The sequence below is a fragment of the Enterococcus alcedinis genome (genome assembly GCF_014635985.1).
In the GTDB taxonomy this organism is placed as follows: Bacteria; Bacillota; Bacilli; order Lactobacillales; family Enterococcaceae; genus Enterococcus_I; species Enterococcus_I alcedinis.
The window spans coordinates 425,186-439,215 of sequence record NZ_BMDT01000001.1 but is presented as its reverse complement, the minus strand read 5'-3'; the positions used below and the strand labels follow the sequence as shown (position 1 = coordinate 439,215).

Here is a 14,030-nt window from a genome sequence, read left to right as displayed (position 1 = left end):
ATATGAAAAGAGAGCGAATTATTAATAATTCGCTCTCTTTTACCTACTTATTTTGCTTTAAAATCCCTTCTAATGCCAAATCATTAAAGAAATGTAAGGGGTTGGAAAACTTCGGATTAAAGTAAAAATCCATCGTTAGTATTTGATCCAAGGTTGTATGCTTTGTTACTAAGGCAGATAAAGTATTAATCAATTCCAACTTCGCCTCACGATTTGTTAATAACTGTGCACCTAGCAATACCTTTGTTGTACGGTCAAAAATAAATTTTAATGTGAGCTCAAAACCAAGATCCTCTTGAATGAACGAGGCCTTGTTGTATGTTTTTGCAACACTCTGAACATCAAATCCAAAATAAGGTGCTTCACTCTCGTTAATTCCTGTACTCCCTAAGTAGTGCCCAAATAACTGACTTACAACCGTACGTTGGACAGTCGGAAAAGGAATTTTAACGTCTAATAAGATATTCGTTGCTGCAATAATCCCTGTCCGATACGCATTTGTTACTAATGGAATATAACTTGGAACATTCGTTTGGCTAAAGAATACAGATACGAGATCTCCAACAGCATAAATTGAAGGGTCCGATGTTTGCATATATTCATTCGTTTTAAGTGTCCCGTCATGATTCACATCAATCAGATCCGCAACCAACTCAATATTCGGTCGAGGGTTAATTGCATAAATTAATGCATCTCCTGTAATTGTCTTCTCTCGGTTAATCAGTACTTCTTTAAAATGTTTATTTTGATCAACAACAATTTTTTGAACATTGCTATTTAAATGCAGCTCAACATTTTTAGGTAAATCCTTTAGAAGAATCGAAGTCACTTCATCATCAAAATAGCGAAACAAACTACGATTCATCCGATCAATAATAATTACTTGCTTATCTAAACGACTCAGTGACTCTGCTAACTCTAAACCGATCAACCCGGCACCAATAATGACGACTTTTTGACAAATTTCCAATGTTTCTGCAGCTGATTTCGCTTGAGGCAAGCTTTTATAATTTGTAATTTTTGCTTCTGCTTCTTGTGAAAAACTCGTTTGATATTGACTTGATCCCATTGCTAAAACTAAATAATCATACGTCAAGACATCCGTTATCATTAATTCTTCATTCTTCATACTAATCTTAATTTGTTTTTTTTCAGGCATGATTTTTGTAACTTTAGTATTAATCATGACATTAATCCCCATTGTTAGTAATTCACTAGGGCTTGTCGTGCGACAGTCTTCTAAATGTTCAACGTATTTTTCTAAATATAAATTCAAACTACTTCCGATATAACCGAGTACGCTCGATTGTTCGATAATAATTACTTCAACGGAAGGATTAATTTTTTTTAAATGGCTTGCCGTTGCAATTCCCCCATGGGAGCCACCTATAATCAATACTCTCATGGTCATTCTCCTTCAATTGCCTTATTCTGTATTAATATTTCTTTGACACGTCGGATTTCAGACGGTAAATACTTTTCTGTGATAGTTATTGAAGTCTCCCAGATGTATGGTTGACTATCCGCAAACTCGCTCACTAATAGTAGGTGATAGTAAACACCTTCCATCGCCTCTTCAACATGGATGTTTTCATATCCTTGCAGACTACGTTTTAAATGATTCAAATAATATTCTGATTCTAAATTTGCCTCCATGACAATACCGATACGCTGTTTCTTTTTATCTTGTTTATGAAAAACATCATAAATTAATCCGTAATGAAAATCTAACGTCTTCCACTGGGTATTCGTTAAATTACGAGATAAGCGTTCTTCAACGATCGACATACACTGATTCAGTTTATTTGTTGAAACATCAGAAAGCGCATAATGACGGAATAGGGCCATTTCCTCTTCAAAACTCCCTCGATAAAAAGTTGCTGTACAATGTAAAACAAAGAGGAACGCTTCTCCCTTTTCGGACATTCGGTTTTCACCTAATATTTCTTGCTGCACAAGTTGACTCGCTTCGTGTATCCTTTTAATTAGACTGGATTCCTTTGCAAGTGGCACATAGATTCCTTCTGATAATAAAAATAAATAAAGATAGATAGCTTCATCCTCAAATGACTGGTAAGCAAAACGACTCAAAAAACGCGCAAGTATATTCTTAATTTTTTGAAAGATCAAATCTTCTTCTAAGAGTTGTTGAAAATCAGCTGAAAAATCTTGAACCTGGTCTTCATGGTAATCGAAGCGATGTTCCATAATATTAAACCAAACAACCAATTTCCAAAACTCTCTTGGGCTAAACTTCCGTTCGAATAAGGCTTCGATTATTTGAATTAAATGTTGGCTTTTACTTTTATCAAAATGTTGTTGAATATAAGTAAACGAATGACTATGCCAAAAAAAATGAAAAAAGAAATAACGAATTTGTTTTTCTTCACCAATAATGTTCTTATTTTTTATTTGAACATCAAACTCAGCTAATAATTGATTAATTGCTTTAAAGCGTCGAAAAATAGAAGATTCACTTACTTGCAAAGACATCATCATTTTTGTAATAGAGATATTTTTGTGTGAAAAAACAGCTAAAAACAATTGATAATCAAGCGACTGCTCTAAATAGTGCGTTAGAAAGTCTTTTACTGAAAAGCGATTTGGCAGTTTCAGTTCATAAAAATCCTGTTCGTCACGAAGAAGCTGGGCTTTGTTATCGTAACTGGTCAATTCCATTTGCAAGGCGATGAGTTCTTTTTGTAACGTTGGTAAAGAAACGTGTATTTCACGCTCAAGTTCTTTCAATGAAATCGGCACATCATGGTAGAGCAAGTATTCAAATACGATAAATTGGACTTCTTGATTTTTAGTGAGTAATTGGGTAATTTTCATACTTGCCCCCCTTTACAATCTTCAAGGTCAATCGATAGCAGTTCAAAAGTGAGTAATTTATGATTAATTGCCGTGTCCTGAACCGGGAAAAATTGTTGTAGCGCTTGTTCAAGGACCACCGGAGCTAGCTGATCCGAATAATAGTCATAGAAGAAATCTTTCGTAATAACTTCTTCTACACGATAAGTAAAATAATGACTTTGATAAGGAGTGTCTAACCAATTTTTATAACGAGCCATTAATTTCAGTTCATCATTTTCCTCTTCAAAAGGACTAAATAACGATTCTTCCTCTTGAACTAATCGTAATAAATAGACTCGTTTTTTAGTAATGCGTAAAATTTCATTCAAATCATTCTTCGTTCGAATCGCTGGGTTCATCGCCGAAAAAAGGACATCGTATGATTGATTCGATGTCCTAGATAAAAAAGACGCTTGATCCATAAGCTGAAAATCTGCCTGTGACATTGGAAAGGACGTCTGAGCAAGTCGTATCATTTCCTTTGAAAAATCAACTAGTATATATTTTTTAGTCAATGACTCCAAACCAAGTAAATATTTGCCACTCCCGCCCGCTAAATCGACCAATGTATCAACTGGTGATGATATTTCTCCTGCTAAATAGGCACTAATGTCTCCTACAATGTTAACTTGTGACTCGGATTGAATCGCTGTATATTCTCCAGCAAATTCATCCCAAAAATCTTGTTCTTCATTTAACTCGTCCCGATTCATTTACTTGCTCCTTTGAACAAAAAGAGGCACTAAAAAAGGATAGCTTGTCGCAAAATCTAAAATCGAACGACGTCGATGATTCGAATCAATAAAAAGTTCCGTTTCATTTTCGTGTCTTTCAATTGTAATGGTTTGCTCCTGATTTAACTGCACTTGATACTTTTCTCCGCCTAACCATTCAAAATCATAATCAGTATTCTCCATCGTGGTAATAAAGATCCGGTCCAGTACCGTTTGGTTAATTGGAAAATCACTAATAAGTTTCAAAGAAAGTGCCTGCGTATTATCTAATAAACTTGGTTGAACTTCAAAACCTTGTTCTTTGAAGTATTTAAAAAGTTCATTAATATCTTGGTTAAACAATGATAGTTGACTACGAGAGAGAAACTTATCACAGTACCACAATGAGATTAACGTTCGAACGTGCGTATCATTGACTTCAATCGACATTTCTTCGATATTGACTGTTAGAAGTGGGAGATAATCCACGACAAATCGGTCATCAACGACTTTTAATTTAAAGTAAAAAACTAAATTATTTGATTCATTCAATTGATATGCAGTATAAAAATGTTTCGTTTCCCAAGTATTAAAATGTTCCGTTTGCTCCAACCCCACCGCTTGAAAAGGTTTTAATAACTCATACGAAAAGTATGTAATTAAATTCGTTTGAGCAATCGTTGAGATATCTTTATCTTGAAAAATTAATGCTTTGTATAGGTCAAGCAAAGTTCGGAAGTCTGCTTCGAGAATTTTTTTTCGTAAATACAAATCTTCCAGCTCGAGTTCCGTATCTGTAATCCATTGTTCGATTTCAGCTTTATAACTTTCTTTACCCATCAAATAGGCATCTGGAAAATCTGTTTGAGCTAATGATTGTTGATTATCTTCCATTGAAATTCATTCCTTCCCCAGTTAAATAAAAGCTTAAGAAGGTACTTAAAGCTTCTTCCATACGTTCAACCGATCCAAAATGTTTCGTAATCAAACGGAGCTCTTTGGTAATCACCGCACGTTGAAGACGTTTTTCGTCATACTCTCTTAGAAGTTGCTCCTTTTCTAAGAGGATTTGAGAGTCATCTTCCTTTAAATAAGGCAACCATTTAAGACGTTGTTCTTGTAATTCCTTTTGCTTGTTATAAATAACAGCTAAATCATCTTCAAATTTCCCTCGATTAAAGAATCCTTTGTTTTGTTCAATATTCATCTGTTCATTTTTTAAGTCATGAAGTTTATGGTCAATCTGATCCACTGCAATTTTTGCATTAATTTTTTTGGCTTCAATTTGATCCATTTTTGTTTCCAAAACCTGTAACTCTTCTTTATAAGATGTTTGAGGATTTTGCCACTCGTTTAAAATATGGGGAAAAATATAGATTTCTGGAATACTAGAATCCAAATAAATGGTCGGCCTTTGGTGATAGTATTGATCGATTTGATAATAAAAAATCGTAGCAGACTCTTTTTTTATTTGACGCATAAACGGAAAGGCATTAATCAAGCTTTCATGGATTTTACTCGATAACAATTCATCAATTTCGTGGTTTTGATTAGAGTTTTCACGTAGCTCTTTGTTTAAGCGCCCGTTATAAATCCGATAAATCTCTTGGATATTTTCCTGATTAATTGCTTGTTCAAAATCTTGTAGATCTTTTAATAATGCGCTAATATTTTCAGTTGCAACTTTTTTGATCTCGTTAAAAGATAAGTCTTGTACTTCTTTCGTCGATGTCTCAGTCAACTCTTTATTTTCTGTCTCCATTTTATCTCCTCCTCTTAAATTTTATATCTATAGTGTATCATTTTTTAAACAAAAAAAGGGATTGGTTGCTTTTATTTTTGAATAAAACAACCAATCCTCTTCAATTAATCTTGATCAAATGTTCTGAAGCGAATTTGTTGATTGTCATCGCGCTTTAAAACAGTTGTTTCTTTTAGATAACTAAAAGTTAATTCTTTTAGTTCAGGGTTTTCGAGCATTTTTTCATAACCTAAGAAAATATCTTGGATATATTGTTTGTAAGCTTTCTTTTTTCGTAAACGTTTTTTCATAGTGCACCATCCTTCATGACTATATTATCAATAGTTTTATGAAGATTCAATCCTCTTTTTAGACTTATTTCGGTGCAACATAACCGACACCACTCGACAAGGCAATTTCATTTGGAATTACCCGATAATTGATATAAGAGGCATCCCCCTCAGAGATTAAAATCCCTTCATCGCTCACCGCCTCAACAAAAGCCACGTGACCATAAAGTGGGTGGTAACCTGCTACGCCTTGTTTAAAGCTAATCATATAACCAACCTTTGGAACGTCAGACGTCACATAACCTTCACGATCCCCCGTATTCCGCCAGTCTGCACCATTTCCCATAAAGTCTCCAACTTTTCCACCCAATTGAGTTACACGGTTATAAACATACCAAGTACATTGATCAGAACCGTACGAACCAGACGTATTATAATTTTGTCCATTAAACTCTGGGAAACGAATCTTATCACGATAAACTTGTGGGATTTGATTAAAATTCATCATTTCATTACTTAAACTAACGCGAGGTTTATCAAAACGCGTTAAATTATATGCAGCAATGATTGAGTTCAATTTATTGTTATAGTGCGTATCAGTCGCATACTTACCGGTCAATTCTCTTGTTGCTCGTAAATAGTTTTGTGCCTCTGAGCGCCAAGCTTTTCGATAAAAGTTTTGATTACCTGAAATACCCGAACGTAAAAGCGAGACGTAATCCGCTAATGATTCTTGATAACTTGGATACGCTCTAAAGGCTGACGTAATGCCGTATAGTTCTCCCTTACCATTGTCTTCCATCGTTGGAAAACTAACCGACGCACCACCCGAGCTACCTTTAATACCGAAAACGTTGTAATAGGGTGCTCGAGATAGGCCGCTCGAACCAGAACCACTTTCTAAAATACCCTGTGCGATCAAAACGGAAGCAAAAACGTCATACTTCAAACCTAAATCACGCGCTGCTTCACCAATCGATTCAATAAAAGCCGTTGTTTGCGAGTTCACTTGGAAATCAAAAGTTACTGGATATAAGTCCAATTGCTGTTGACCATAAGCACTTAAATCCCAGTTACTTGGTCGATTGACACTGTAGTCAGGTGTTCGGATAAAGTCATAACGTGTTAACAAGTCCTTTTCGTCAGCTGAATCGTCGGTCAGATCATCGAGATGCAAAGTGAAAATCCGTACGCCTGGAATCACTTCTTGCGTTTCTTTCTCATCCGTTTCAGCTAGTAACACTTGATTTCCTACTTGTTCTTTGGCAAGTGTATCATCAGCCATAATAAATTTGTTTTGGCCTAGATAAATCGCAACTCTTTGTTCTTTTTTCCAGACAAGTAAGTCGCCTGGTCGAACCTTACTTACTTCTGCTTTTGCACCAAATCGGACCAATTTATCAAACGTTTCAGCTAAATCGACACCAAAAACTTCTTGATATAAATAACGTGGGAAATTAATATTATTAAAAGCTTCCGGCCCTTTCCCAGTGTCATCATAAGGTGCATTTAAATGGTTTAATGCAGCATAAACAACTGCTGCATCTTGTTTATTTTGGTAACTATGCAATAAAGGCAACTCAAAACCATTTAAATCAGATTCGATGAAATTTTGTGATTCCAATTGGGCATCTAAAATGGTCCCCACAGAAGGAAAAGGTCCTTGTGGTAGCGTGTGAATCGCATGGTCATTCGGTGTTTCTCTAGGCAATTCTTGCGAGTCTTTGATGACCTCACTCGAAGAATCTGTCGATAATTCCGAGGAATCACTCGGTACATTTGATGAACTATCGACAGTCGTATCTGTGGATTGTTCTAGTGATTCTGACGTGCTTGATTCTGTGCTACTTTGACTAGAGTCCGTCGTTTGCGTGCTTTCACTTACTTCACTACTACTATCCTCACTACTTGTATCGCTAGTCAACTCAGACTCTGAAGAAGAGGACGCTGTACTTTCACTCGTTGTTTCAGAAGACGCCGTCGTATCGCTCGTGCTCGTATCACTACTGTCCGTGTCCGAAGTGGCGGAAACCTCTGTCGTATCTTCCAGGCTCTCTGTAGTGCTTGGTTCTGGGGCAACTGTCTCTATTAACTCAGGAATGCTAGGAGTTGTCGGCTCTTCTGGAGTAACTGAAATAACCAACTCACTCGACTCACTCGACTCACTCATTTCTTCTATTTCTGTCGCGATTGTCGATTCCCCTTCTGTTGTTTCAGATTCCGACACAATAGAATCTGTAGTCGTTGCTAGCACGGGCGTTACATAAGCAGAAATGAGTAACGCAGTCGTTAATAGTGTGAGCGCTTTTTTTAAAGGCTGACTCATTTTCATAGCATACACCTCCATTTTTCTAATCTTACTCTAATTATAACATAACCTTTCTTCTAGTCCTAAAGATATGATAGCGCTTTCCTTATAAGTAAATACGAAAAAAGTACAAGGATTTCTTTGGTATCGAAATCCTTGTACTTTAGATGATTCTTTGATAGGCAAGCCGTTTACCATTCGGAATAGGGAAATGAACGACACCTCGGTACGAAAACCCTGTTTGGGCAATCACTTTTTGCATCGCGAGATTTAATTCATGTGTATCGATTCGTATATCATGAAATCCTTTATCACGTGCCACTAAAATGGCGTGCTCCATTAATTGGGTGGCAATGTTTTGGCCTCTATACTTTGGATTAATCGCCACCCGATGAAAAGATAAATACTCACTATCCGTTTTTAACCAGTCACCTTCACTTATCTCTGTATAAGCTGGATCAATCCCTGTTATAAGAGCAATCGTCCCGGCAATTTCATTTGTATCTGTTCTTAAAACATACGTTGCTTTGTTTTTAATATCGGCAGTGAGTTTTTCAGTAGTCGGTCCATAGCCATCTTGCCATTGAGGTGACCCTTGGATCTGAAGTAAATGAATCGCTTCTGACATGATTTTTGCTAGTTGAGGTAAGTCTTGTAATGTTGCTTGTTGAAATTTCATTGCTCGCTCCTTTATTTTTGATGGTAAATAAGCTGCGACAATCGGTCACAGCTTTATTTACTACATTATAGGTAGGAAACTTTACACCTCCCACTTAGTTAACGATAATTGGTAAATTGTAATTCAATTGGTAAATCCAATTTACGTAATAATTGAATGACTTCTTGTAAATCGTCACGACTTTTTCCAGTCACACGAATTTGGTCTTCTTGAATCTGAGCTTTCACTTTAATTTTAGCATTTTTGATTGCAGTCGTGATTTTTTTACTGTTTTCACGATCAATACCACTAATCAAATCCGCTGTTTGACGAGCCTTAGCTCCTAGCGCATGTTGCGTTTCACCAAAATGGATATTCTTAATTGGCACACCGCGCTTGACTAATTTTCCAAATAAAACATCTTTGATTTGTTCGACTTTAAAGTCGTCATCACCAATCACCGTCATTTTATTTTTTTCAAAGGTAATCTCAACAGTTGAACCTTTAAAATCAAAACGATTCTTCAACTCTTTTGTAGTCATTTGAATCGCATTTTTTACCTCTTCCATATTCATCTCTGAAACAACGTCAAAACTTGCATCTTTTGCCATAATAGGCCTCCTCGAAAGTTATTTATCTATATTATAGCAAATTCTTTGTTGATATTCTTTCTTTTCTCATCATAAACTGCTATTCTAAGTTCGGATGTTTTGAATGAAAGGATGAATGAAAATAAATGAAACAAAACCCTCAAATTGAGTTATTCAAAAAAATTGGAACCGTGATTCTCACAGCTATTGCAAATGGGATAGGTATGAACTTCTTTTTAGCACCTGCCAATGTACTTTCTGCCGGTTTAAATGGTATTTCTCAAATTACAGTTGCTGTCGCTGATGCGCAATTCAGCATTCACTTAAGTCTAGGTGCACTTATTTTAATCTATAATATTCCTGTATTTATTTTAAGTTTTATCAAACTTGGGAAAAATGCTACCATTTTTAGTCTCATTAATGTAATGGGCGTATCGCTTGCTACGATGATTATTCCAGAAGGTGCAGTTTCTTCCAATATCTTACTCAATGCGATTGTCGGAGGCGTTCTAATTGGTGCCGGTGTCGGTCTATCTCTTAAGATGGGTTTTACAACAGGAGGAATGGATATCATCTCTGTCATCTTCTCTAAAATGACCGGAAAAACAGTGGGTAGTTATATGTTAGCATTGAATGGTTTGATTGTATTGATTGCCGCGACGATCTTTTCAATTGAAAGCGCACTGTATACCGTCATCTCGTTATACGCAATGAGTCGTGTTGTCGATTTAATTCATACAAGTCATCAAAAGATTACGGCAATGATCGTAACTACTCGTGCCGAAGAAGTTGGCAAAAATATTTCCGAACGCTTATTCAGAGGGATGACCTTACTACCTTCAATTGGCGGCTACTCTGGATTACCAAGTAGCACGATTATGATAGTCATTACTCGTTATGAGCTATACGATTTAGAACAAGCAACCATCGAGATTGATCCAAATGCTTTTATTAACATTTTACCTACACATTCAATCATGGGACGCTTTGCAAACGATGATGATGCTCGTCATTTTAAGGCTACAGGAGTTTTTCCTGACATTAAAGTTTCCAAACGCTAATCTTTCTAATTTTACAAGTTCGATAAAAAATAGTATGATGTGGACTAGAAACTATTAAAAGGGGGATTTTTTTGTGAGTGAGAAATACACTGAACAAGAAGTTCAAGAAATACAAGACCGAATCCTAACATCTTTAGAAACGGTAATCGACCCTGAACTTGGGATTGATATCGTAAACTTAGGTTTAATATATGAAGTAGAGTTTGATGCCGAATCTGGCGATGCACTCGTTAAAATGACCTTAACAACGATGGGCTGCCCGCTAGCAGACGTAATCACTGATAATATTCATGACGCTTTAGAAGATCTAGATGAAGTCAAGAATGTTGAAGTTAAACTCGTTTGGTACCCAGCATGGACTACTGATCGTATGTCAAGATACGCAAGAATTGCTTTAGGCATTAGATAAGATTTTCGTATCGAACTCGAGTATTCGTAGTCAGCAATTAGACTTTTCATACTCTCACATACATACCCTATCAAACGATTAAAAACTCTCTTATTAACTTTTCCTAAGTTAGTAAAAGAGTTTTTTTATGTTGAAACGTATGATCTTAGAATACTGTCTAACATTGTCGACCAAGATTGAAATGATTACATCAACGAATGATCTCCAAATCAAAAATGCCTTTTTTCTTAACGTTAACGTAATATTTCAAGTGATACGCTGCTTCTCCCTTAGACATCGCCTCCATAATCGCTTGAAGTTCTTTTTCATAGTCATTTTTTGTAGCATACCAAGCTAACGCGACCGCATTGTCTCCCCAAAAACTATGCCCGTCGACTCCTAGCAACATCATTTCGGGATGGTGCTCTTTTTTTCCAAACACCGAACTATTAATGAATTTATAAAACGAGGATACTTTCCCATCGATCTTACTCTCAATTAAAATTTTATTACTTTGGATATTTTTGACGACCAACCTTTGTTCAGAATTTTGGAAATTAGTATTATCGAGTAGTTCATCTAGAGAGACATTGAAATACTTTGACAGTATTAATAATTTTTCAAAGTTTGGTTCAGATGTTCCATTTTCATATTTAGAAATGGATTGTCTTGAAACATTTAATATCTCTGATAACTCCTCTTGTGATACACCGCGTTCTTTTCGTAATTTTTGTAGCTTCTCACTAAACATTAGCATTCACTCCTTTGTCATTACGATAACCAAATGATCGACATTAAACAACCAATAATAGGTAGAATTTCCGCAATCATAGGTTGCAACGGCCTTTTTTTGCTTCCTAAAATCTAATTTGCTAGCAATTTGTCATTAATAGACGATAAATTTAACGCATAAAGTCAAATAACATCGATAAAAAAGACAACAAAACAATCAACGTTTTGCCGTCTTAAAAATTGATGATTGTAAAAAAATCATCATTCATCTTCTTTTGCTATAAGTCATCAGTCTGTTCTTTTTCTGACCAAAAATGAGTCACTGCTTGTTTCAATTGGGGAGCTTGATAACAGACTTGATAATGTTGCCAGTGTTCCGGGAAAAGCGTACGATATCGGGGTGTCGTAAAGCGAGCATCTAAGAGTAATACGACGCCTTGATCCGTAGCATCGCGAATCACACGGCCTGCAGCTTGAAGTACTTTATTCATACCAGGTAATTGATAAGCATACTCAAAGCCACGGTTATTCTTTTCATCAAAATATTCCTTGATTAACTCTTGTTCGGGATTGACTTGTGGTAACCCTACGCCAACAATTGCCGTCCCAATCAGCCGATCCCCTTTTAAGTCAATTCCTTCTGAAAAAATACCCCCAAGGACACAAAATCCCACAAGCGTTTGTTTCGGATTTGAATGAAATTGTTTCAAAAAACGTTCCCTTTCTTCTTCATTCATGTTTGATTCTTGAATGATCGTCTGAACGTTAGGATAAATCTCTTTAAATAAGTCAGCCACTTGGTCTAAGTATTGATAGGAAGAAAAAAAGACTAAATAATTCCCTTGTTTTGCTTCAATCATCGTACCTATCGCTTCAACAATTTGAAGATAGCTATTGGCTCTTTTTTGATACGTTGTTTGAATATAGTTTGCGATTAAAATCGCTTGATTGCTCTTCTCAAAAGGACTTCCTACTCGATAAACAAAGGATTCCTCCCCCCCACCTAGCCGGCTTTGATAATAATCCAGTGGGCTTAAACTCGCTGAAAAAAGTAAACTCCCCTTTCCTTTGTCCAGTGTCGCTTCTAGAAAATTCGAAGGATCCATGCAAAATTGTTTGATTTTTATTTGATACAATCCGACTTCAATCGTTGTTTCATAAGAATCATCATAGAACTCACTAATCTTTAAAAAACGAATGCATTCAAAATAATGTGGCAAAATTTGATTTTTTCTTGAGTTATCTGTCTCCTCAACTAGTAACTCTTGAATTTGTTCATTTAATTGAAAAAGTAAATTCACTAGCGTTTCAGCAGGTGTTTGTTGGTGCTTAAACCTCCACCCCTCTCTTTCACTCTGTTCTTTTAATAAATCAAATTCTGAAATAATTTTGGCTAATATTTTGTGCATTTTTCGTTTTGTCTTCGGAATCAACGAGGTGAGCGCTATAAATACTTGGTCGCTAATACTAGCTGAATACATCTCTCGTGAACGATTAATTAAATTGTGTGCTTCATCAACTAAAAAGTAAGAATCTGAAGCATTGTCTTCAAAAAAACGTCTCAAATAAACAATGGGATCGAATAAGTAATTGTAATCCGCAATAATAAGATCACAAAATAAACTCACATCTAAAGATAGTTCAAAGGGACAAATCGTATGTTTTTTAGCATATGTTTCGATTACCGATCGAGTCATTTGATTTTCGTGATGCAACAGGTCCCATAACGCTTCGTTAATTCGATCGTAATAACCATTTGCATATTTGCAATCAACTGGATTACAAAGTCGTTCATCTAAAAAACAAATTTTATCTTTCGCTGTCAAAGTAACACTTTTTAAAGAAGCCCCTTTCTCCTTTAAACTTTTTGCAGCATCTTCAGCAACAGAACGAGTAATCGTTTTAGCCGTCAAATAAAAAATGCGCTCCCCTTGCTCTTCACCTAATACTTTTAAGGCGGGAAATAAGGTCGAAATCGTTTTTCCTGTTCCAGTAGGCGCTTCTGTAAAAAGTTTTTTCTGAGTCTTTAATGCTTTATAGGAAACAACAGCTAAGTCACGCTGCCCTTTACGGTATTCTTCATAAGGAAAGAGTAGTTGCTCTAACGAAGTATTACGTACTCTACGCCAATCGTCTTGGAAAAGTAGCCAACGACTATACTCCGTCATTAAGTCTTTTAAAAAACTTTCGAGTTGGTCATTCGTAAATCGTCTAGTTTCATATGTTATTTGTTCTGTTGTCGTTTGGAAATAGGTTAACCGAACATCAATTTCCACCAACTGATTGTCTAACACGTAAATATAAGCATAAACCATCGCTTGGGCAAAAAACAGTTCTTTTTTTGCAGCTTCTAATTCTTCAAATGAACTGCTTGATGTTTTAATTTCATCAATTACCCAGACACTGTCATTTTTAAAGATGCCATCTGCTCGGCCTTCAATTTGAATCGAATCGTTAGCCAAATTATAAATAGTCTTTAAAAAAACTTCGGATTGATATTCTTCTCCTGCTTCTTTTTGCAATTTCCGATGAATTCGCGCACCTTCTTGAGCATTATGAAGACTCGTCCGGCGATTATCAATATCACCAGAACGCAAAACGAATTCAACTAAATCGCGAACTGATATTTTCCCTCTACGCAAGTTAATCACCTTCTTCAAGAGCTAATTATAGCGGATATCCAGACAATCATA

Annotated in this window: 13 protein-coding genes; 2 read left to right on the top strand and 11 right to left on the bottom strand. The window is 35.9% G+C overall.

Features of this window, described 5'->3' with window-relative positions; all coding sequences use genetic code 11:
* Positions 1 to 43: 43 nt before the first annotated feature.
* The 9 genes from IEV09_RS02140 to IEV09_RS02100 all read right to left on the bottom strand — a co-directional run bounded on the left by IEV09_RS02140 (position 44) and on the right by IEV09_RS02100 (position 9,177).
* A complete protein-coding gene (locus IEV09_RS02140) occupies positions 44 to 1,405 on the bottom strand; it encodes an FAD-dependent oxidoreductase (protein ID WP_188366605.1) in 1,362 nt (453 codons plus the stop codon).
* A 2-nt stretch (positions 1,406 to 1,407) separates the two neighbouring features.
* A complete protein-coding gene (locus IEV09_RS02135; RefSeq protein WP_188366604.1) occupies positions 1,408 to 2,835 on the bottom strand; it encodes an AcpB/EbpR/MafR family transcriptional regulator in 1,428 nt (475 codons plus the stop codon).
* Positions 2,832 to 3,569 (bottom strand): class I SAM-dependent methyltransferase, encoded by a 738-nt coding sequence (locus tag IEV09_RS02130; protein ID WP_188366603.1) that lies wholly within the window; start codon positions 3,567 to 3,569, stop codon positions 2,832 to 2,834. Before IEV09_RS02130 ends, IEV09_RS02135 begins: the two co-directional genes overlap by 4 nt.
* Positions 3,570 to 4,463 (bottom strand): hypothetical protein, encoded by an 894-nt coding sequence (locus IEV09_RS02125; RefSeq protein ID WP_188366602.1) that lies wholly within the window; start codon positions 4,461 to 4,463, stop codon positions 3,570 to 3,572. It lies immediately after the preceding gene.
* The gene (locus IEV09_RS02120) at positions 4,453 to 5,331 is read right to left on the bottom strand and encodes a viral A-type inclusion protein (protein ID WP_188366601.1); all 879 of its coding nucleotides are present in this window, start codon (positions 5,329 to 5,331) and stop codon (positions 4,453 to 4,455) included. Before IEV09_RS02120 ends, IEV09_RS02125 begins: the two co-directional genes overlap by 11 nt.
* Positions 5,332 to 5,435: 104 nt before the next feature.
* Positions 5,436 to 5,621 (bottom strand): hypothetical protein, encoded by a 186-nt coding sequence (locus tag IEV09_RS02115; protein WP_188366600.1) that lies wholly within the window; start codon positions 5,619 to 5,621, stop codon positions 5,436 to 5,438.
* 64 nt (positions 5,622 to 5,685) lie between these two features.
* Complete coding sequence (locus IEV09_RS02110) at positions 5,686 to 7,932, bottom strand: glucosaminidase domain-containing protein (RefSeq protein WP_188366599.1); 2,247 nt, start codon at positions 7,930 to 7,932, stop codon at positions 5,686 to 5,688.
* A 139-nt stretch (positions 7,933 to 8,071) separates the two neighbouring features.
* Positions 8,072 to 8,587 (bottom strand): GNAT family N-acetyltransferase, encoded by a 516-nt coding sequence (locus IEV09_RS02105; protein ID WP_188366598.1) that lies wholly within the window; start codon positions 8,585 to 8,587, stop codon positions 8,072 to 8,074.
* 98 nt (positions 8,588 to 8,685) lie between these two features.
* Positions 8,686 to 9,177 (bottom strand): YajQ family cyclic di-GMP-binding protein, encoded by a 492-nt coding sequence (locus tag IEV09_RS02100; RefSeq protein ID WP_188366597.1) that lies wholly within the window; start codon positions 9,175 to 9,177, stop codon positions 8,686 to 8,688.
* Between the two features lie 125 nt (positions 9,178 to 9,302).
* Between IEV09_RS02100 and IEV09_RS02095 the strand changes: the two genes are divergently transcribed.
* A complete protein-coding gene (locus tag IEV09_RS02095) occupies positions 9,303 to 10,217 on the top strand; it encodes a YitT family protein (RefSeq protein WP_188366596.1) in 915 nt (304 codons plus the stop codon).
* A gap of 73 nt (positions 10,218 to 10,290) precedes the next feature.
* Complete coding sequence (locus IEV09_RS02090) at positions 10,291 to 10,626, top strand: metal-sulfur cluster assembly factor (protein ID WP_188366595.1); 336 nt, start codon at positions 10,291 to 10,293, stop codon at positions 10,624 to 10,626.
* 190 nt (positions 10,627 to 10,816) lie between these two features.
* Here IEV09_RS02090 and IEV09_RS02085 read toward each other — a convergent pair whose 3' ends face one another.
* Both IEV09_RS02085 and IEV09_RS02080 read right to left on the bottom strand, forming a co-directional pair.
* Entirely contained in the window at positions 10,817 to 11,356 is a 540-nt protein-coding gene (locus IEV09_RS02085; RefSeq protein WP_188366594.1) for a helix-turn-helix domain-containing protein, read from the bottom strand.
* A 259-nt stretch (positions 11,357 to 11,615) separates the two neighbouring features.
* Positions 11,616 to 13,979 (bottom strand): ATP-dependent DNA helicase, encoded by a 2,364-nt coding sequence (locus tag IEV09_RS02080; protein WP_188366593.1) that lies wholly within the window; start codon positions 13,977 to 13,979, stop codon positions 11,616 to 11,618.
* Positions 13,980 to 14,030 lie beyond the last annotated feature (51 nt).